The 18,487-nt window shown below is 69.0% G+C and carries 17 protein-coding genes and 1 pseudogene; 3 read left to right on the top strand and 15 right to left on the bottom strand.

All coding sequences use genetic code 11. The features are described 5' to 3' along the window. A pseudogene (pqqC, locus tag BLT59_RS29630) lies at positions 1-651 on the top strand (pyrroloquinoline-quinone synthase PqqC); the annotation flags it as partial. A 284-nt stretch (positions 652-935) separates the two neighbouring features. Here pqqC and fixJ read toward each other — a convergent pair. From fixJ to BLT59_RS29600, 6 genes are all read right to left on the bottom strand, one after another. Then, positions 936-1,553: a response regulator FixJ gene (fixJ, locus tag BLT59_RS29625; protein WP_091789627.1), complete on the bottom strand. Its 618-nt coding sequence runs from the start codon at positions 1,551-1,553 to the stop codon at positions 936-938. After that, positions 1,543-3,093, bottom strand: coding sequence for a PAS domain S-box protein (locus BLT59_RS29620; RefSeq protein WP_091789625.1), 1,551 nt, complete (start codon positions 3,091-3,093; stop codon positions 1,543-1,545). Before BLT59_RS29620 ends, fixJ begins: the two co-directional genes overlap by 11 nt. Before the next feature lie 208 nt (positions 3,094-3,301). Further along, positions 3,302-4,648 (bottom strand): oxygen-independent coproporphyrinogen III oxidase, encoded by a 1,347-nt coding sequence (gene hemN, locus BLT59_RS29615; RefSeq protein ID WP_091789623.1) that lies wholly within the window; start codon positions 4,646-4,648, stop codon positions 3,302-3,304. 190 nt (positions 4,649-4,838) lie between these two features. Then, a complete protein-coding gene (locus BLT59_RS29610; protein ID WP_091789620.1) occupies positions 4,839-5,531 on the bottom strand; it encodes an NnrU family protein in 693 nt (230 codons plus the stop codon). After that, a complete protein-coding gene (locus BLT59_RS29605) occupies positions 5,528-6,598 on the bottom strand; it encodes a hypothetical protein (protein ID WP_091789617.1) in 1,071 nt (356 codons plus the stop codon). The genes BLT59_RS29610 and BLT59_RS29605 overlap by 4 nt, the downstream gene beginning before the upstream one ends. A gap of 181 nt (positions 6,599-6,779) precedes the next feature. Beyond that, positions 6,780-7,163 (bottom strand): metal-sulfur cluster assembly factor, encoded by a 384-nt coding sequence (locus tag BLT59_RS29600; protein WP_091789614.1) that lies wholly within the window; start codon positions 7,161-7,163, stop codon positions 6,780-6,782. 156 nt (positions 7,164-7,319) lie between these two features. Between BLT59_RS29600 and BLT59_RS29595 the strand changes: the two genes are divergently transcribed. Then, positions 7,320-8,498: an NnrS family protein gene (locus BLT59_RS29595; RefSeq protein WP_091789611.1), complete on the top strand. Its 1,179-nt coding sequence runs from the start codon at positions 7,320-7,322 to the stop codon at positions 8,496-8,498. A 327-nt stretch (positions 8,499-8,825) separates the two neighbouring features. Here the strand turns inward: BLT59_RS29595 and ccoS are convergent, their stop codons facing one another. From ccoS to ccoN, 8 genes are all read right to left on the bottom strand, one after another. Next, a complete protein-coding gene (gene ccoS / locus BLT59_RS29590) occupies positions 8,826-8,963 on the bottom strand; it encodes a cbb3-type cytochrome oxidase assembly protein CcoS (protein WP_091789608.1) in 138 nt (45 codons plus the stop codon). After that, positions 8,960-11,296: a heavy metal translocating P-type ATPase gene (locus tag BLT59_RS29585; protein WP_091789604.1), complete on the bottom strand. Its 2,337-nt coding sequence runs from the start codon at positions 11,294-11,296 to the stop codon at positions 8,960-8,962. The genes ccoS and BLT59_RS29585 overlap by 4 nt, the downstream gene beginning before the upstream one ends. Before the next feature lie 12 nt (positions 11,297-11,308). Continuing rightward, entirely contained in the window at positions 11,309-11,836 is a 528-nt protein-coding gene (locus BLT59_RS29580) for a FixH family protein (protein WP_091789601.1), read from the bottom strand. Between the two features lie 2 nt (positions 11,837-11,838). Continuing rightward, positions 11,839-13,356 carry a cytochrome c oxidase accessory protein CcoG gene (gene ccoG, locus BLT59_RS29575; protein WP_091789598.1) on the bottom strand — a complete coding sequence of 506 codons (1,518 nt, stop codon included), beginning with the start codon at positions 13,354-13,356 and terminating at the stop codon, positions 11,839-11,841. A gap of 108 nt (positions 13,357-13,464) precedes the next feature. Next, entirely contained in the window at positions 13,465-14,343 is an 879-nt protein-coding gene (ccoP, locus tag BLT59_RS29570) for a cytochrome-c oxidase, cbb3-type subunit III (RefSeq protein ID WP_091789595.1), read from the bottom strand. A gap of 5 nt (positions 14,344-14,348) precedes the next feature. After that, on the bottom strand, positions 14,349-14,498 hold the full coding sequence (locus BLT59_RS29565) for a cbb3-type cytochrome c oxidase subunit 3 (RefSeq protein WP_091789630.1): 150 nt from the start codon (positions 14,496-14,498) through the stop codon (positions 14,349-14,351). 5 nt (positions 14,499-14,503) lie between these two features. Next, positions 14,504-15,250: a cytochrome-c oxidase, cbb3-type subunit II gene (gene ccoO, locus BLT59_RS29560; RefSeq protein ID WP_091789592.1), complete on the bottom strand. Its 747-nt coding sequence runs from the start codon at positions 15,248-15,250 to the stop codon at positions 14,504-14,506. Between the two features lie 63 nt (positions 15,251-15,313). Then, complete coding sequence (gene ccoN, locus BLT59_RS29555; RefSeq protein ID WP_091789589.1) at positions 15,314-16,993, bottom strand: cytochrome-c oxidase, cbb3-type subunit I; 1,680 nt, start codon at positions 16,991-16,993, stop codon at positions 15,314-15,316. A 440-nt stretch (positions 16,994-17,433) separates the two neighbouring features. On the opposite strand from ccoN, the gene BLT59_RS29550 reads away from it, so the two are divergent. Beyond that, complete coding sequence (locus BLT59_RS29550) at positions 17,434-17,757, top strand: hypothetical protein (protein WP_139174153.1); 324 nt, start codon at positions 17,434-17,436, stop codon at positions 17,755-17,757. A gap of 140 nt (positions 17,758-17,897) precedes the next feature. On the opposite strand, the gene BLT59_RS29545 is transcribed toward BLT59_RS29550, so the two are convergent. Continuing rightward, positions 17,898-18,487 (bottom strand): aminotransferase class I/II-fold pyridoxal phosphate-dependent enzyme (locus tag BLT59_RS29545; protein WP_139174152.1); only part of this gene is annotated, 590 nt, incomplete at its 5' end.

Raw genomic sequence — 18,487 nt, 5'->3', positions numbered from 1 at the left:
CACCGGCTGCTACACGACGGCAAGTTGTCGAAGGATCAGGTCCGGGCCTGGGCGCTGAACCGCTACTACTACCAGGCGATGATCCCGGTGAAGGACGCCGCCGTGCTGGCGCGCATGACCGACGCGTCGCTGCGGCGGATCTGGCGCCAGCGCATCGTCGACCATGACGGCGACCACGAGGGCGACGGCGGCATCGAGCGCTGGCTCAAGCTGGCCGAGGGCGTCGGCTTCGACCGCGCCTACGTGCTGTCGACCCGCGGCATCCTCTCGGCCACGAAGTTCTCGGTCGAGGCCTATGTCCATTTCGTCTCCGAGAAGACGCTGCTGGAGGCGATCGCCTCGTCGCTGACCGAGATGTTCTCGCCGACGATCATCTCCGAGCGCGTCGCCGGGATGCTGAAGAACTACGACTTCATCACCAAGGACACGCTGGCCTATTTCGACAAGCGCCTGACCCAGGCGCCGCGGGACGCCGACTTCGCCCTGGACTACGTCAAGCAGCACGCGACGACGCCCGAGCTGCAGCGGCAGGCGCTGGCGGCGCTGACGTTCAAGTGCACCGTGCTCTGGACGCAGCTCGACGCGCTGTACTTCGCCTACGTCGCCCCCGGCATGGTCCCCCCGGACGCGTGGCAGCCCGGCGAAGGCCTCGCCTGAACGCGTGAACCCGCGTCACGTCTGCGCCCACAGGCCATTCGACCGTCGGCGCCACGTCGACCGGATCCGACAGCCTGACGACGGCGCGCCGGCCCCCGGCCGATGGCAGCACCGGGGCGACGACACCGAAGCCGCCCTCCGGTGTCAGGCCTGAGATCCGCAGGCCGGCCGGGAGCATGCACCGGGACCTGAGCCCCGACCACGATGCGGCATCGGCGATCAGCGCCGGCGCATCGTCATGGGGCCCGGCCGGAGGGAAGCCGGACGCGCATCTGCCATCAGTCGCCGCTCAGAGTGCCTGCGACGAGTGCCATGCGAACAAGCTCGGAAAGGCTGCCCGCCTGCAGCTTGGACATGACGTTGGCCCGGTAGATCTCCACCGTCCGCGGGCTGATGCCGAGATCGAGCCCGATGACCTTGTTGGCCTTGCCGGCGACCAGTCCCTCCAGGACCTGCCGCTCGCGTTCCGAGAGTTCGGCCAAGCGGGCCCGTACCGCGTTGCTCTCGGACTCGCGCTTCATGGTTCGATCCGACTGCGCCAGGGCCGACCGGATGCTGGACAGAAGCAACTCGTCGTCGAAAGGCTTCTCGATGAAGTCGACGGCACCGGCCTTCATCGCTTCGACGGCGAGAGCCACGTCCGCATGTCCTGTCATGACGATCACCGGCGGCATGGCTCCCCGTTGCCGCAGGCGGTGCAGGAGTTCGACGCCGTCGATATCGGGCATCCGCACATCCGTGACGACGCAGCCGACGCGGTCGGCCCCCGCGGCCAGGAAGGCGGCCGCCGAGTCATGCACGCGGACCGCCAGCCCGTCCGTCGCCAGCAGGAAGGCTAGCGACTGGCGCACCGCGAGGTCGTCGTCCACGATATGCACGAGCGCGTCAGTCGACATGCGCCATCTCCTCTCGGTCGAATGTGCGCAGGGTGAAGCGGAAGGTCGTCCCGCCCTCCGGACCGGGGCCCGCCTGGATCTTGCCGCCATGGGCTTCCACGATCGTCCGACAGATCGAGAGGCCGACGCCCATGCCGTTCGCCTTCGTGGTCACGAAGGGCTGGAACAGCTGTTCGGCGATCTCGGGCGCGATCCCGGTCCCGGTATCCGAGACGCGCACCTCGACCAAGCCTTCGGCCGGAAGCGCCCGCGTGGCGACGACCAGATCCCGCCGCGCCACGTCCTGCATGGCCTCGATGGCGTTGCGGATGAGGTTGAGCAGGACCTGTTGCACTTGGATCCGGTCCGCCATGACGAGCGGGGCATCCCGGTCCAGATCGAAGCGGACGCGGACGCCCTTCTCCTTGGCGCCGACGAGCGCGAGCGCGCTCGCTTCCTCGATCAGCTTGGGCAATCCCTCGATATGCCGCTCGCTCTCCCCCCGCGACACGAATTCCCGCAGGTGCCGGATCACCTGCCCGGCTCTCAGCGCCTGATCGGCCGCCTGGTTCACCGCGTCGGAGAGCATGGGAACCTCGGGGCCCTCCATGCGGCCGAGGAGGCGGCGGCAGCCTTTGAGATAGCTTGCGATCGCCGTCAGTGGCTGATTGATCTCGTGCGCCAGCGTCGACGCCATCTCGCCGAGGGCCGTGAAGCGCGACATGTGCACCAGCTCGGATTGCAGCTCTTGCAGGCGCGTCTCGGTCTGGTTCCGTTCGGTGAGGTCGCGGATGAAGCCGGTGAAGTAGCGCTCGCCGCCGGAGCGCATCTCGCCGACCGATAGCTCCATCGGAAAGGTCGAGCCGTCCTTGCGCTGGCCGACCACGACGCGGCCTATGCCGATGATGCGGCGTTCTCCCGTCAACAGGTAGCGCGACATGTAGGCGTCGTGCTGGGATCGGTAGGGTTCGGGCATCAGCAGGCTGACGTTGCGGCCGACGATCTCCTGCGGGCCATAGCCGAACTGCCGCACGGCGGCCGCACTGAACGATTTGATCCGCGCCTGCTCGTCGATGACGATCATGGCATCGGGCACCGTATCCAGGATCGAGCGCAGATGCGCCTCGCGGGCCCGCAAATCGTCGTTGGCCTGCTTCTGTTCGTGGATGCTGAAGATCACGCCCCGATGATGGCAGGGGCGTCCATCGGGGCCCAGCTCGACCCGACCGCGCGAGCGCAACCATTGAACGCGTCCATCGGGATGGATCGCGCGGTAGTCGACTTCGTAACTTCCGCCCCCCTCCACGGCACGCTTCAGGGCTTGCGCCCGGGCTGCCCGGTCTTCCGGATGCACGAAGGCTTGGATGTCGTCGAAGGTGGTCAGGCGATCCGGCGGAACGCCGAACAGGCGCATGCAGGTCGGCAAGATCGTGACCCGCCCGGTCCGGACGTCGAGGGTCCAGCCGCAGATGCCTGCCTCGTCGAGCGTCTCCCGAAGCCCCTCCACATCGAATGGGCCGTCGCGGGGTTCGGGATCGTGGGTCTGTTCGGACGTGGTCATGATGGCCGCAAGGATGTGACGGGACCTCGATCCGTCCAGAACGCAGGCACCCCTCATACACCGTCGGTTGCATCGGGAAACAGCCGACGCGCAAGGCGGCCTGCGCTCGGACGGGATGACGTCGCCTTAGGCGACACGGGCGGCCGTCCGCGGCCGCGTCGGCCGGCGCGTCACTCCTGCGTCAGGCTGCCCTCGGCGGCGCTGCCGCCTACGCCGCGCGGCTGTGCACGGCGGCCGAGGTGCCGAGATGGGCGTCGAAGGCCGCGGCGACGTTTCTGACGAAGGGCCGGGCATCGTCCGGAATGCTGAGGATCGTGCCGTCCTGGCGGACCAGACCATCGGCCGCGAGCGTCGGCAGCCGTGACAGGGAGGCGAGGAGCGCGTGCGGATCGCGGCGATGCGATCGGCAGACCTCTCCGACGTCGACCCGGAACTCGCACATGACCCGCTCGATCAGTTCGGCCCGGAGACGGTCGTCCGGCGTCAGCGCATAGCCCTTCAGCGTCGCGAGTTCGCCGCGGGCGATGCGCTCCGCGTAGGCGCGCAACGCCGGCTCGTTCTGGACGTAGCCCTGCGGCAGCCGTCCGATGGCCGATGCACCGAAGCCGATCAGCAGGTCGCTCGGATCGGTCGTGTAGCCCTGGAAGTTCCGGCGGACCATGGTTCCCGCCCGCGCCATGGCATCGCCCGGGAGGGCGTAATGGTCGAGCCCGATCCGCAGGTAACCGGCATCCACGAGCACGGCCGCGATGGCTTCGGCCTGCGCCTGCCGGACTCCGCCATCCGGCAACGTCGCCGCGTCGAGGTGGCGCTGATGCTTCTTGAACGTCGGGACATGGGCGTAGCCGAACACCGCCAGGCGATCCGGCCGCAATCTCAGGGATTTCTGCACCGTGTCGATGCAGGACGCCACGGACTGATGCGGCAGTCCGTAGATGAGGTCGAGATTGATCCCGCGCACGCCCGCCGCCCTGAGACCCGCGACGGCTGCCTCGGTGACGGCGAAGCTTTGGCGACGCCGGATCGCGTCCTGCACCACCGGATCGAAACTCTGAACACCGAGGCTGGCCCGGGAAACGCCGGCCGCACCGAGGGCCCGTATCATCTCGGGTGCGAGCGTCCGCGGATCGATCTCGACGGCGATTTCGGCATCCGGGTCGACGGGAAAGCTGTCGCGCAGCAGAGCGACGAGGTCGCGGAAGGCGCCGGGCGCCACGATGGTCGGCGTGCCGCCCCCGAAATGCACGTGCCCGACGCGCGGCGCCGGGTCGAGATGGCGCGCGACGAGGGCGATCTCGTCCCGGAGCGTGGCAAGATAGCCGGCAATGGGCGCGTCATGCCGAGTGATCGTGGTGTGGCAACCGCAATACCAGCACATCGACCGGCAGAAGGGGATGTGCAGGTAGAGCGACGCCGGCGCATCTGTAGAAATTCCGTCCAGCCAGCCGCTATAGGTGTCGGCATCGATGGCCGGAGTGAAATGGGGACTGGCCGGATAGCTCGTGTAGCGGGGCAGCCGCTCCTCACCGTAGAGCATCCTCAGTTCCGCGCGCATACGAGTTGCTCCCTGTCCAGCCGAGGACCGCGACGGCCCGAGCCACGCGCGCATTCGTATGGGTCTCGAGGTCTGCGCGACCTTGATCTGTCTCAATCAGGCCGGCGACAGCGCCGTCCGAAACCCCGATCTGCGGTGCGTGGAACGCCGCGCGGCGTTGGGGTGCGGTCGTACGCGGCGTGGCCCGGACTCAGCCGAACGCCCGAAGCGCGGCGAGGGGATCGGGACCGATCAACAAGGCATGGCCCTGCACCAGGAACCACGCATAGAGCCCACCCGCTGCCGCAGCCGGTAGGATCAATCCCGTCAGGCGGCCACGGGGCGCGCGCCCACCGAGCAGAGCCGCGAACGGGACCACCGAGGTGGTCCGCGCCAGCGCCTCCCAGCGCGCCCGACCCATATGGCGGCGCGCCTTTGCGTCCAGAAGCGGCATGCCGAGGGCCGCGAAAACGGCCATCGTTCCGAAGACGACAACGGAGGCCCCATCACCGTTCGGCGGGATATGGGCCAGGGCCCAGAGCAGGAACCCGCAGAGCGTGGGGTGGCGCGTGATCGCGACGATCGGACCGGGCTCGGTTCCCGGATGCAATGCCAGGGAGAGCGGGTTCGGAGCGAACAGCCCGGCGACGAGAAGGAACAAGGCGATCGGCATCGTGAGGAGCGCGACGTGCCATTGCCACGCCGCCGCGGCCCACAGCTCGACCGCGTCGGCCCGCCGCAACGCAACGACGAGCCAAGCCATCAGCATCAGCGAGAGCAGGCTGTACGTCGCGAGGTAGGGGCCGCGTCCGAGCAGGCCGACGAGGCGGACGCGCATGCGCGGCGCGGCCGGAATCGCATGCGCGGCGACGAACGCGGCCATGGCGGCGGCGACCTCGTTCATGATCCGGTCCGAGCGTCGTGGCTGCGCGTGCTGCGTGTTGAGCGCGCGATGCATGCGGCGAAGCCCGCAACGGCGGCGACCGTGACGAGGCCGCTCCATTGGCGCCCCGCACCGGTGCCGAGCAGGTCGGACGCGACGCGCAACGCGACCGATGCGTGCAGCGTCGCGAGCGGCAGATACAGCGCGCGGCCGAAGCGCGGATGGATGTCGGCAACCGCCGGCAGGATGATCAGGGCGTGCCCGAACACCATCGAGAGGGCGAAGCCCAGGAGCACGGCATGGATTGCCATGTCGTACCCGAACGCGGTCGTCGCCGGCGGGACTGCGAGCAGCAGGATCCCGGCGGCGCCGAGCCACGCGTAGCCGGCGAGCATGCACATCGCCATGAAGCGGACCTGACCGGCCTGATGGACGGTGCGAAGCGCGATGTCGTGCCGGATCAGCCAGGCCGTGAGCGCGAGGAGGCCCAGGCCGGAGAGACACGCTCCGAGCGCCGTGAACAGACCCGCGCAGGCGCCGAGAAGCAAGGCGCTGATCGCGCCGAGGAACAGCGGCAGGCTCAGGCGGCTCTGCGGCACCAGGCGGCTGATCTCAAGGCGCTCGCCGGCGACGGTCAGCACGAGGAACGCGAGCCACCAGCCTGCCACGTCCGGCACGGGACTGCCGTACGCCCAGAGCGCCGAGCCTGTCAGCCACGCGGCCGCTCCTGCGACGAGCGTGGCTGAGAACGCGGCCGGTTGCCGCCACAGCGCGACGAGCGAGGCGCCTGTGAGGATCGCGGCGGCGAGGACGTAGGCGCCCGCGCCTGCGGTGACCGGCATCCCGGCCAAGAGGAGGACCGATCCCGATACCGACAGGGCCGGGGCTGCGAGGGACCATCCTCCCCCCGAGGCGACAGCGCGTTCCAGGGCGACCAATGTGCCGAACACGCCAGAGATCAGGAGCGGCCCGTGCAGGCTGGCGAAGGCGGCGGCGTGCGGCAGCTCCCATCCAAGGCGTCCAAGCCCGATCCAGAACCCGGCCAGCATCGCGCTCGCGGCGCAGGCGACGATCGCGAGGCGGAGCACACCGAAGCTTCGGCCGCCTGAGGTCGGAGAGGACGGTCCCGCGGCAAGCGTGAATCCGGGCTCGACCTGGCCGAGCCCGCCCGAGTACCGGGATGCTGCGGCGGCTGGGGTTGCGTCTGGCACGCCATCGTCCTTCCATTGGCCGCCGGTCACGGCGAGCGTGACCCGAGTGCGCGGGTGATCAGGCTTGACCGCGAGGCGGATGACCCAGCAGGGCCAGCCCCCGTTCGGTCATGCGGTCCGGTGTCCAGATTGGAGTCCAGACCAATCTGACGACGATGGCCGGGCAATCGTTGAAGCGTCGCCGGAGGCACGCGCGGGCGTCGTCGACGATCAAGCCTGCGAGCGGACAGGTTCGCGCGGTCAGGGTCAGGTCGACGTCGATACGCTCCGATGTCCGAACCGCACGATAGACGAGGCCGAGATGGACCACGCTGATGCCGACCTCCGGATCGAGCACGTCCGTGAGGCATTCGATGATGTCGGGGTCGAGCCAGTCACGACGATCCTCCGCGTCTTTCCGCGATGGTCGCCGCATCGCGCGGCCTCTCAGCCAGGATAGCACCTGCCCACTCCGTCGAGCGATTGCGTCGGAGCACGATGCGCGTCGTGTTCGAACCGTCCCTTGATCTGGATCATGCCCCGCCGTGATCCCGCGCACTACCGAACGAGGCCGCGCTTCATTGTCGGCGCGCGGCGCGTGCGTCCTGGAGAATGGACAATGGCTCCCATTCCGCGGCTGCGGTCCTACGCGGGACCGGCGATCCTGTCATACGGCTTCCGGCCGTTCTTCCTGCTCGGCGCCCTCTATGCCGGACTGTCGATCCTGGCATGGCTGCCGATGTTCGCCGGCGAACTGACGCTCCCGACCGCTTTTGCGTTGCGCGACTGGCATGTGCACGAGATGCTCTACGGCTTCGCCGGCGCGGTCGTGGCCGGTTTCCTTCTCACCGCGGTCCCCAACTGGACGGGACGGCTGCCCCTCCAGGGGAGGCCCCTTCTCCTGCTCGTTGCCGCCTGGTTGGCGGGCCGGTTCGCCGTGGCCCTGTCAGCCGAACTCGGCTGGTTGCCCGCGGCGATCCTCGATGTGTCGTTCCTCGCGCTCCTGACAGCCGCACTCGGCCGGGAAGTCATCGCTGGACGGAACTGGCGCAACCTCAAGATCCTCGGCGTCCTCACCGTCATGCTTCTCGGCAATGCCGTCTTCCACATTGAGGCACATCTGTCGGGCACGGCCGAGTACGGCGTCCGGGTCGGTATCGCCGCGACGCTGACGATGGTGATGCTCATCGGCGGGCGCATCATACCGAGCTTCACCCGCAATTGGCTGGCCGCCCTGGGACCGGGCCGCATGCCCGTCCCGTATGGACGCTTCGACGCATTGTCGATGATGATCGCGGTGTCGGCTCTGCTCGCCTGGGTCGTCGCGCCGGCGGATCCGGCCACGGGTGCCGGCCTTCTCATCGCGGGGTTGTCTCAGGCGGCTCGCTTGGCACGCTGGGCCGGATACAGGACCTGGCAGAACCCGCTCGTTTTCATTCTCCACGTGGCCTATGCGTTCGTTCCGCTCGGCTTCGTACTGGTCGGGCTCTCCGCGCTGTCGGACATCTCGGCTGCCGCCGGCATTCACGCCTGGACGGCGGGGGCCGTCGGGGTGATGACGCTGGCTGTCATGTCACGGGCGAGCCTGGGGCATACCGGGCGGCCGCTTCGGGCTCCGGTCTCGGTGCAGGCGGTGTTCATCTTGGCCACAGCCTCGGTCTTGGCGAGGGTCTGCGCCGCATTCCATCCGGTCTGGACCGCGCCGCTTCTGGCGACGGCCACCGTCCTGTGGGCGGCGGCATTCCTCGGCTTCTCGGCAATCTATTGGCGCGTCCTGACCGGACCGAGGCTGACGTGACGGCGCTGGCCGAGGCACATGCGCCGGGAGCGCGATGAACAGGGCCTCGTGAGGGATCCGGCGCAACGGTTGCGCGCGTGCCGACCGGGCCAGGGCGTCCGGCCGCGATGAACGCGCGCGACGCTCGCGAAGCGCGGGCCGGCTCGCCGTGGTCCCGACGCATCACGCCGTCCGGAAGCTGGACATGACGGTGGATCCTGCGTCTCCTTCAGCCTTTCCGAACGTCTTTGCCAGGCTTCGAAGCGACCGTCATTGGAGGCCCGAGGCAGGAGACGTCGCAGGCCAAGCGGGTATCGCCACTCTTTCGCGATCGGTGAGGGAATGACGTCAGTCGTCGTGCAGGACGCGGTACTCGGCGCCCTCGATGTCGTCGTACTGGCCGCTTCGCAAAGCCCACAGGAACGCGAACAAGCCGAGCGTACCGAGCGCGAGGGCGAGGGGGATGACGAGAAGCAACACGTTCATGGGTGACCCTGGAGGAGCGGGATCGCGGGAGGGGAGGCCGGTCGGCCAGTGATCGCGACGGGGGCCGGACGGACCCCTGCAGAGGACGCGCGCGCGCGCAGCGCGTTGAGGGTCACGATCACGGACGATCCCGACATCGCGAGCGCCGCGATGAGCGGCGTCAGGCAGCCGGCAGCCGCCAGGGGCACGGCCAGCAGATTGTAAGCGGCCGAGAACCACAGGTTCTGCAGCATGAGGCGCCGTGCCCGCGTGCCGGCGTCCAGCACCGCGAGGACGGGGGTCAGGCTGCGGCCCAGGAAGAGGGCATCCGCCGCGGCTTGGCTGACGTGTGCGGCCGTCACCGGCGAGAGCGAGGCGTGCGCTGCGGCGAGCGCCGGGGCGTCGTTGAGGCCGTCTCCGACCATCAGCACGCGCCGGCCGGCGCGTTGGAGCGACTCGATGCGCGCGATCTTCTCGCGCGGCGTGAGGCCAGCCTCCCATTCCGTGACGCCGAGACGTGCGGCCACGGCCTCCACTGCGGATGCCCGGTCGCCGGACAGGATCAGGACGCGTCGATCGGAGGAAAGAAGAGCCCCGACGACCTCCGCGGCCTGCGGACGAAGGGCCTGGTGCACCGGGAAGACGATCGGCGGGGCATCGCCAGCCCGGAAGCAGATCACGGAGGCATCGGGATTGTCCGCCAAGGCCGCAGCGGCTTCCGCTTCGGCACCGCAGAAGCGGGCGGAGCCGAGGCGGAGTTCCACGGCCTCGACGATGGCGCGAACGCCCAGGCCCGCTGCCTCCTGCGCGTCCGGAAACGGCTCCGCACCGTCGGCGGCCTTCGCCAAGGCGGCCGCCATGGGATGCCGGCTGGAGAGCGCGAGACGCGCCGCCACGGAGAGGGCGCCCGTTTCGTCCCGGTCCCCGTGGGTCAGGCTCGGCTCGGGCAACGTCAGGGTCCCGGTCTTGTCGAACACGATCGTGTCGATCTCGGCGAAGCGCTCGAGCGCCGTGCCGTCATTGAGCAGCACGCCCTCCCGGAACAGCGCGCCCGCGGACACGACCTGCACGGCCGGAATGGCAAGCCCCAGCGCGCAGGGGCATGTCACGATCAGGACTGCGACGGCGCTGAGGAGCGCGGTGTGCCAGCCGGCGCCGGCGGCGAGCCAGCCGGCGAGCGTCAACGCGGCCGCCGCGTGGACCAGCGGGACATACAGGCGCGTCGCCCGATCGGCGAGGACGAGGGCGCGCGAGCGGGCCTCCAGCGCGCGGCGCATCAAGGTTTCCACCTCGTCGAGCAGGCTGGCGCCGGCCGCGGCCGTGACCCGGACCGTGAGCGCGCCGTTGCCGTTGAGGGCTCCTGCGAAAACGCTGTCCCCGCCGCTCACCGAGACCGCAGCGGTCTCGCCGGTGACGAGGCTGTGGTCGAGGTCGGACATGCCCCGCTCCACGACACCGTCGGCCGGAATCCGCTCGCCGGGCCGGACGAGGATGCGTGCGCCCGGGACGAGTTCCGAGGCGGGCACGTCCCGCAAGGCCCCGTCGGCATCGACGACGGTCGCGCCCTCGCTGCGCAGCGCCGCGAGGTTCTCCGCCAGCATCCGCGTACGCCGGCGCATGGATTGCTCCAGGACACGCCCGATCAGGAGGAAGAACAGCAGCATGACCGCGCCGTCGAAATAGGCGTGGGTCGCCCCCGAAAGCGATTCGACGACGGACATGACGAGGGTCAGGACCACGCCGAGCGTGATCGGGAAGTCCATCGTCACGCGCCCGGCGCGCAACCCCCTGAAGGCCCCCTCGTAGAAGGGCCGCCCCGCATAGGCGGCCGCCGGGAGGGCGATGACCGCCTGGATCCAGTGGAAGAGATCCCGGTTTTCGGAGGTCATGTCCGAGACGTTGCCCGCCCAGACCGAGATGGCGAGCAGCATCACGTTCATCGAGGCGAAGCCCGCGACCGCGAGCGCCGTGATCAGGCGCTTGGTCTCCGCGGTCTCGGCATCGGAGTGACGGCCGGGATCGAAAAGCTGTGCCCGGAAACCGAGCGCGTCCAGCGCCGAGAGGACGGCGGCAACATCGGGCTCGGCCTCCGGCCTCCACGTCACCGCGAGACGCCGGTCGGAAAAGTTGAGGCGCGCCGCCGCGACGCCGGGCAGGTCCGCCAGGCCCCGCTCGATGGCGTTCATGCACGACGCGCAGCGGATTCCTTCGACCGCGAACGCGGCGCGGGTCGATCCGTCCGGGCCCCGCGTCATGAAGGCGGTGTAGTCGCGCTCAAGGGAAGGCTTGGTGTTCGCCGCGCTCCAGGAGGCGTGGGCCTCCACATAGGCGAGGGCCATGTCGGTGCAGCACATCGGGTGCTCCCCTCAATCCAGGATGACCCGATGACGGCGCTGGAACGCGACACCGTCCTCGCCGACGACCGCGACGACGAGATCCCATTGCCCGCGCTCGACCGGCTCCGCGGTGGCCGCGTAGGTCCCGGCGCCGACCTCCGCGAGGTCGGTCTGCAGGTCCTTCCGCTTGTCGGTCGGTCGTTCCAGCCGCGCCCGAAGCGTCCTGCCCGTGAGCGGATGCCCCGTCGCGTCGGCCAGGGTCGCGGTGATCGACACCCTCGCGGCCGGAAGGCGGACGGCCGCGGCGGAGAGGCGCCAGCCGAGGGCATCCTGCTGCCGCGACTTGAGCAACTCGGCGTTGTAGCGCTGGCTCGCCTGGTAGGGCGAGGGTTCCTCCAGCCCCGACCAGGTCCGCAGGGCCGACCCGACGAGAACCGCGTCGGCGCAAGCGATGGTGCCGAAGAAGGCGGCGAAGATCGCGAGGATCTTCTTGCCCGTCAGGCGGATGCCGGCCTGTCCCCGACGCGCGGGGTCGAACGAGGTCTGGGTGGCGCTCATGGTCAGGGTGCCTTGAAGTAATCCTGGGCCCGGGCCGTCTCCCCGGCCGCCGGATCGACGATCTCGAAGGACAGGTTGGAGGATTGCGCTGTCCGACCCGGGGGAGCGAAGACGAGGACCCGGAATTCCTGGGTCGAATTGGACGGGACCGGGAGCGCGTCCGGCGTGCCGCCCACTACCTCGACCCGCGCGTCGGCCAGGCCCTCGACCGCCAGGGCGAAGCGACGCTCGGCCGGACGCTTGTTGAGCACGCGCAGGGTGAAACCGTTGCGCACCGAACCGTCGGAGAGGGTGACGAACTGCGGATTCCGGTCGTGCAGGACGCTGAGCGTCGTGAAGCTCCGCGTCGCCAGGCTGTAGAGCATGAACCCGCCGACCCCCGCGATGAGCGTCGCGTACAGGATCGTCCGCGGCCGTACGATACGGCTGACGGGGCCTCGACCGGCCGCCCGGCTCCGGCAGTTCGCCTCGGTGTCGTAGCCGATCAGGCCCGCGGGCCGGCCGAGCTTGCCCATGACCGTGTCGCAGGCGTCGATGCAGAGGCCGCACTGGATGCAGTCCATCTGCAGCCCGTCGCGGATGTCGATGCCGGCCGGGCAGGCGGTGACACAGGCGAAGCAGTCGACGCAATCGCCGGCCGGCTGACCGGCCGCGCGCAGCGCAGCCGTCTTCTTCGCCGAGACGCGCGGCTCGCCCCGATCGGTGCGATAGAGGATGTTGAGGGCATGCTCGTCGGTGAGCGCGGCCTGGATGCGCGGCCAGGGACACATGTAGGTGCAGACCTGCTCGCGCATGTGGCCCGCGAGCAGGTAGGTCGTCGCGGTCAGCGTCAGGATCGCCACATAGGCCGGTGGCGGCGCCTGGAACGTCGCGAGCTGGACCACCAGGGTCGGCGCGTCCGCGAAATAGAGGACCCAGGCGCCCCCGGTCCACCAGGCGACGAGCAGCCAGATGGAATGTTTCATGGTCCGCAGCGCGACCTTCTCGATGGACCAGGGCGCGGCGTCGAGCTTGAGGCGCTCGCGCCGGTCACCCTCGATCAGGCGCTCGACGGCGAGGAACAGGTCGGTCCAGACGGTCTGCGGGCAGAGATAGCCGCACCAGACACGCCCCGCGACCGCGTTCATCAGGAACAGGACCAGGGCCGCCAGGATCAGCAGGCCCATGACGTAGGTCACGTCCTGCGGCCAGAGCTCGATCGAGAAGAGGTAGAAGCGCCCCTTGTCGAGGTCGAGCAGGACTGCCTGGGAGGGCTCGCCGGCACCGCGCTGCCAGCGGATGAACGGCGTGAGATAATAGATGCCCAGCGTGACCGCGAGGACGATCCACTTGATCCGGCGGAACGTCCCGCGCACGGCCTGCGGCTGGATCTTCGTCCGGGCCGCGTAGAGGGACCCGTTCACGGCCGGGATGGCGGCACGGGTCGCCGCCACGCCGAACTTCTTGGCACGTCCGGTGCCGGCCGGTGCAGGCGCAGGTCTGGCGGCCGGAGAGGCCTCGGTGCGTTCGGCGAGGGGCATGGGTGATCTTCCGTCCGGCTCAGGGGCCGGTGCCGAAGGCGTAGTGACCGGCCGCGCCGGCCGCCTTGATCTCGCTCAAACGCGGCCGGGCCGGAGCGCCGGGCGCCGCTACCGTCCGCCGCCCAGGTCGTGGACGTAGACCGCGAGCGACTTGATCGTCGCCTGATCGAGCCGGCCGTCCCAGGCCGGCATCATGCCCTTGCGCCCGTTCGTGATCGTGGCGACGACCTGCTCCGGCGCGGAGCCGTAGAGCCAGATCGCGTCGGTGAGGTTGGGGGCGCCCATCTCGGGATTGCCCGCGGCCGTCTCGCCGTGGCAGCCGGCGCAGTTGCCGGCGAAGACCTCGCGCCCCTTCTCGACGCTCGCACCGGCGACGCCCGGCTTGCCCGAGAGGGAGAGCACGTAGGTCGCCGCGGCCTCGATCTCGTCGCGTTTGAGCACGCCGTCGCGTCCGAAAGCCGGCATGTCGCCGACACGCGCCTCCCCGTGACCGGATCGTGCGCCGTACCGGATCGTGCGTTCGATCTCCTCGGGCGTGCCGCCCCAGAGCCAGTCGTCATCCTGCAGGTTCGGGTAGCCGAGCCGGCCGGTGGCGGAACTGCCATGGCAGGCGGCGCAATTGTCGCCGAACGCCGCCTTGCCGGTGGCGAGCGCGAGGCGGAGCAGGGCCGGATCGGCCCGGATCTCCGCGATCGACGCCGTGGCGAGCTGCGCTTGGCCGCGCGCGTCCCGTGCCCGGCGGACGGCCTCGACCTCGTCCAGAACGACCTCGCGTTGGGAGTAGCCGAGCAGGCCGCCGGTATAGCCGCTCACGAGCGGCCAGGCCGGGTAGGCGATCCAGTACCCGACGGACCAGACGATCGTGGCGTACAGGGTGTAGAGCCACCAGCGGGGCAGGGGATTGTTGAATTCGACGATGCCATCCCACTCGTGCCCGGTGGTCTGCGGGCCCGTCGGAGACGGGCCGGGATGCGGGGTGTCGGCCACGGCGATCAGTCCTCAATCAGCGGGAGGTGGGCGGCCGCGTCGAACCGTGCCCGGTTGCGGGGCCAGAACGCATACAGCGCGACTGCAGCGAACATGCCGACGAAGTAGAGGAGTCCGCTTGTCTGTGCGAAAGCGGCGGCGCTCTCGTATGTCATCTCGATCACCTGAGGTTCTTCTTGTCTTCGTAGATCTTGAAGTCGACCATCGTGCCGAGCACCTGAAGGTAGGCGATCAGGGCGTCGATCTCCGCGGCCTTGGCCTTGTCGCCGCCGAAGTCACGCACGTTGGCGCCGGGATAGCGGCGCTGCAGGTCGGCCGCGCCCGGTCCATCGGGATCGAGCTGCGCCTTCAGGTCGCTCCTGGCCAGGGCAACCATCTCCTCGGTGTAGGGCACCCCGAGCGCGCGGTTGGCCGTGAGGTCGTCCGCGATCGCGTCGGCGTCGAGCGGCCGGTCGAGGAAGGCGTAGGCCGGCATGATCGAGGCCGGCACCACGGCCCGCGGGTCCTTCAGGTGCTCGCGATGCCACTGGTCCGAATACTTGCCGCCGACACGGGCGAGATCCGGGCCGGTCCGCTTCGATCCCCACTGGAAGGGATGGTCGTACATGCTCTCGGCCGCGAGCGAGAAGTGGCCGTAGCGCTCGATCTCGTCGCGCATCGGACGGATCATCTGGCTATGGCACAGGTAACACCCTTCCCGGATGTAGATGTTGCGGCCGGCGAGCTCGAGCGGCGTATAGGGGCGGACGCCCTCGACCTTCTCGACCGTGCTCTTCAAGTAGAACAGCGGTGTGATCTCGACGAGGCCGCCGATGGCCACGACGACGAGCGCGCCGATGAGCAGGATGATCGAGTTCTTTTCGAAGATCTCGTGCCTCTTCCAGAGGCCTGGTTGAGCGGTAGCCATCGAACGTCTTCCGTGATGCGATGAAGGGCGGAGCCGGCGTCTCGCCCGGCTCCGGGCTGCGGCTCACTCGGCAGCGGCGAGGACGGGCGTGCCGGGGCGGCCCTCATTGGCCGGCAGGGGGGCGTCGTCGGCCGCGGTCCGGCCCGCGATGGTCATGGCAAGGTTGTAGGCCATGATCAGGCCGCCGGTCAGGAACAGGACCCCGCCGAGAGCCCGCACGAGGTAGTAGGGCTGCATCGCCTCGACGGTCTCGACGAAGGAATACTCGAGGAAGCCGAGCGCATTATAGGCGCGCCACATCAGGCCCTGCATGATCCCGGCGACCCACATCGAGCTGATGTACAGGACGATGCCGAGGGTCGAGATCCAGAAGTGCCACTCGACCAGCCTGAGGGAATAGACCTCCCGCCGGTTCCACAGCCAGGGAACGAGGCAATACAGGGCGCCGAATGAGATGTAGGCGACCCAGCCGAGTGCGCCCGAATGGACGTGGCCGATGGTCCAGTCGGTGTAATGGGAGAGCGAATTGACGGCCTTGATGGCCATCATCGGTCCTTCGAAGGTGGCCATGCCGTAGAAGGCCAGAGAGACCACCATGAAGCGCAGGACCGGGTCGGTCCGGAGCTTGTCCCAGGCGCCCGACAGGGTCATCAGGCCGTTGATCATGCCGCCCCAGGACGGCATCCACAGCATGATCGAGAACGTCATGCCCAGCGTCTGCGCCCAATCGGGCAGCGCCGTGTAATGGAGGTGATGGGGGCCCGCCCAGATGTACATGAAGATCAGGGCCCAGAAATGGATGATCGACAGGCGGTAGGAATAGATCGGCCGCTCCGCGCGCTTCGGCACGAAGTAGTACATGATGGCCAGGAAGCCGGCGGTGAGGAAGAAGCCGACCGCATTGTGGCCGTACCACCACTGGATCAGCGCATCCTGAACGCCCGCGAACATCGGATAGGATTTCGAGCCGAGGAACGTCACCGGCATCGCCAGATTGTTGACGATGTGAAGCATCGCGATGGTGACGATGAAGGCGAGGTAGAACCAGTTCGCCACGAAGATATGGGGCTCCTTGCGCTTCCAGAGCGTGGCCAGGAACACCAGGAGGTAGGCGACCCACACGATGGTCAGCCAGAGATCGGCATACCATTCGGGTTCGGCGTATTCCTTCGACTGGGTGACGCCCAGCAAGTAGCCGGTGCCGGCCACGACGATGAACAGGTTATAGCCGAGCACCACGAACCAGGGCGCCAGATCCCCCGCCAGACGTGCCCGACACGTGCGCTGGACGACGTAGAGCGAGGTGCCGATCAGGACGTTGCCGCCGAAGGCGAAGATCACCGCCGACGTGTGCAGCGGGCGCAGACGACCGAACGTCGTGTATTCAAGCCCGAAATTGAGGGAGGGCGCCCAGAGCTGGAAGGCGATGATGCAGCCGACCGTGAAGCCTGCAATGCCCCAGATCATGGCGGCAACGACCGCGAACTTGACCGGCCCCAGATTGTAGTTCGGCTTGCCGTCGATCTCCTGCGGTGGCGGTTCATACGCCCGCGCCTCGTAGCGCTTGAGGATGGCGGCGATGCCGGCAACGCCGGCCAAGGCAAACAGGCCCATATGGAAGCTGAACGGCGCGTCGACCGCGTATGTCGAGGCCAGGGCGCACACGAAGGCGCCAACGAGCAAGGCGAGGCTCAGCCCGACTTCTCCTTCGGTCATGTATTTGGCAACAGGTATGGCGGCCATGGCTCGCTCGATTCACCTCGCGCGGGGACGGATGCCAGAGCGATTAAGCGGCGTGGCGAAGCTGAGCCTTGACCTGAATCAAACGGCCTCCCGACGGCGACGTGGAATCGCGACCTCGGCCCACTCCGACATTGAGTTCTGCCTCGGCACGGCACGCCACGTCTGTCTTCCCGGCGGGCGGAACTGACGACACGATCCGAACTGTGGCGAACCGTGCGCGGGGGGTATGCCGACCACGAGCCGGGCTCCGGCCTCTGCCACGGGTGGCCTGCGCTGGCCGATTCAGCGTCGCGGATCGAAAGACTGCTCTGTCGGGCGAGCGCGATGCGTCCGGACCGTCGAGCCTGGGGCCGGCTCAGCGCTCTCTTGCGGACCGCTCGCCGTGAGCCCTGCCCGCCGGGTGCCTTGCCCGCCGAGGCATGGCTGGTGGATCGTAATCCTTGATCCAGCGCAAAGCCGTCTCAACACTGGGCAGGGAAGAGAATGCTGCACATCAGGAGGATGCATCGATGCTCAGACATCCGATCGCAGCGTTGTTGAGGGTTTTGTGGGCCTCGGCAGCCTTCCTCTTCACCGCATCAATCGTCGGCATCGCTGCCGCCGTCGCGGCGTCGGCCGTTCTCCTCGGGTTCGTCGTCCACAGACTGGCGGGACTGATCTTCCATCTCTCGCTGGCAGCCATCAAGATCTTGGGCTCGGTGGGCTTAGGCACCCTCATTCTGACCAGCGCATTCCTGGGGGCCGTCCGGGCGAGGCAGGCCTGAAACGCTCTCCCCAAGCGCTTCGCCGATCGTCAGGGCGACGCCTTGCCGGCGAGCCGGCCTCGTCCCTTGCGCGAACGTGCTCCCGCGCGGGAGAGGGGGCGTGTCGGGCTCTGTCGGCGCCGCCGGGACCGTGACGCGGCCTACTCGGCCGCCTCGACGAACACCGTGCCGGCGCGCGGCAGGTCGAGCGCTTCCCAGGTCTCGCTGAGCGCCGCGGCCAGGCGCGCAATATGGGCCGCGTCGTGGAACGGCGACGGCGTGATCCGCAGCCGCTCGGTGCCGCGCGGCACGGTCGGGTAGTTGATCGGCTGGATGTAGATGGCGTGGCGCTCCAGCAGGTGGTCGGCCGCCGCCTTGCACAGCTCGGCATCGCCGACCATCACCGGCACGATGTGGGTCTCGGTCGCCAGCACCGGCAGCCCCGCCGCGCGCAGCGCCGCCTTGGTGGCCGCCGCCTGGCGCTGATGCGCCTCCCGCTCGGCGCTCGAGCGCTTGAGGTAGCGCACCGAGGCCCGGGCCGCGGCCGCCACCGCCGGCGGCAGAGCGGTGGTGAAGATGAAGCCCGGCGCGAAGCTGCGCACCGCGTCGCAGAGCGCCGCCGAGCCGGTGATGTAGCCGCCGACGCAGCCATACCCCTTGGCCAGCGTGCCCTCGATCACGTCGACCCGGTGCATCACCCCGTCGCGCTCGGCGATGCCGCCGCCGCGCGCGCCGTAGAGGCCGACGGCAT

Origin of the sequence: Methylobacterium sp. UNC378MF (assembly GCF_900103195.1) — a bacterium.
GTDB lineage: Bacteria > Pseudomonadota > Alphaproteobacteria > Rhizobiales > Beijerinckiaceae > Methylobacterium.
The sequence above is the reverse complement of the archived record's forward strand: the minus strand, read 5'-3'. Positions and strand labels throughout refer to the sequence as shown.

Excerpts from the sequence above, each read along its gene's own strand:
- BLT59_RS29580 (WP_091789601.1), bottom strand. The coding sequence starts at position 11,836 with ATGAGCGCCACCCAGACCTCGTTCGACCCCGCGCGTCGGGGACAGGCC.
- hemN (WP_091789623.1), bottom strand. The coding sequence starts at position 4,648 with ATGCGCGCGGAACTGAGGATGCTCTACGGTGAGGAGCGGCTGCCCCGC.
- fixJ (WP_091789627.1), bottom strand. The coding sequence starts at position 1,553 with ATGTCGACTGACGCGCTCGTGCATATCGTGGACGACGACCTCGCGGTG.
- ccoO (WP_091789592.1), bottom strand. The coding sequence starts at position 15,250 with ATGGCTACCGCTCAACCAGGCCTCTGGAAGAGGCACGAGATCTTCGAA.
- BLT59_RS29585 (WP_091789604.1), bottom strand. The coding sequence starts at position 11,296 with ATGTGCTGCACCGACATGGCCCTCGCCTATGTGGAGGCCCACGCCTCC.
- ccoN (WP_091789589.1), bottom strand. The coding sequence starts at position 16,993 with ATGGCCGCCATACCTGTTGCCAAATACATGACCGAAGGAGAAGTCGGG.
- BLT59_RS29620 (WP_091789625.1), bottom strand. The coding sequence starts at position 3,093 with ATGACCACGTCCGAACAGACCCACGATCCCGAACCCCGCGACGGCCCA.
- BLT59_RS29565 (WP_091789630.1), bottom strand. The coding sequence starts at position 14,498 with ATGACATACGAGAGCGCCGCCGCTTTCGCACAGACAAGCGGACTCCTC.
- BLT59_RS29610 (WP_091789620.1), bottom strand. The coding sequence starts at position 5,531 with ATGAACGAGGTCGCCGCCGCCATGGCCGCGTTCGTCGCCGCGCATGCG.
- ccoG (WP_091789598.1), bottom strand. The coding sequence starts at position 13,356 with ATGCCCCTCGCCGAACGCACCGAGGCCTCTCCGGCCGCCAGACCTGCG.
- ccoS (WP_091789608.1), bottom strand. The coding sequence starts at position 8,963 with ATGAACGTGTTGCTTCTCGTCATCCCCCTCGCCCTCGCGCTCGGTACG.
- BLT59_RS29595 (WP_091789611.1), top strand. The coding sequence starts at position 7,320 with ATGGCTCCCATTCCGCGGCTGCGGTCCTACGCGGGACCGGCGATCCTG.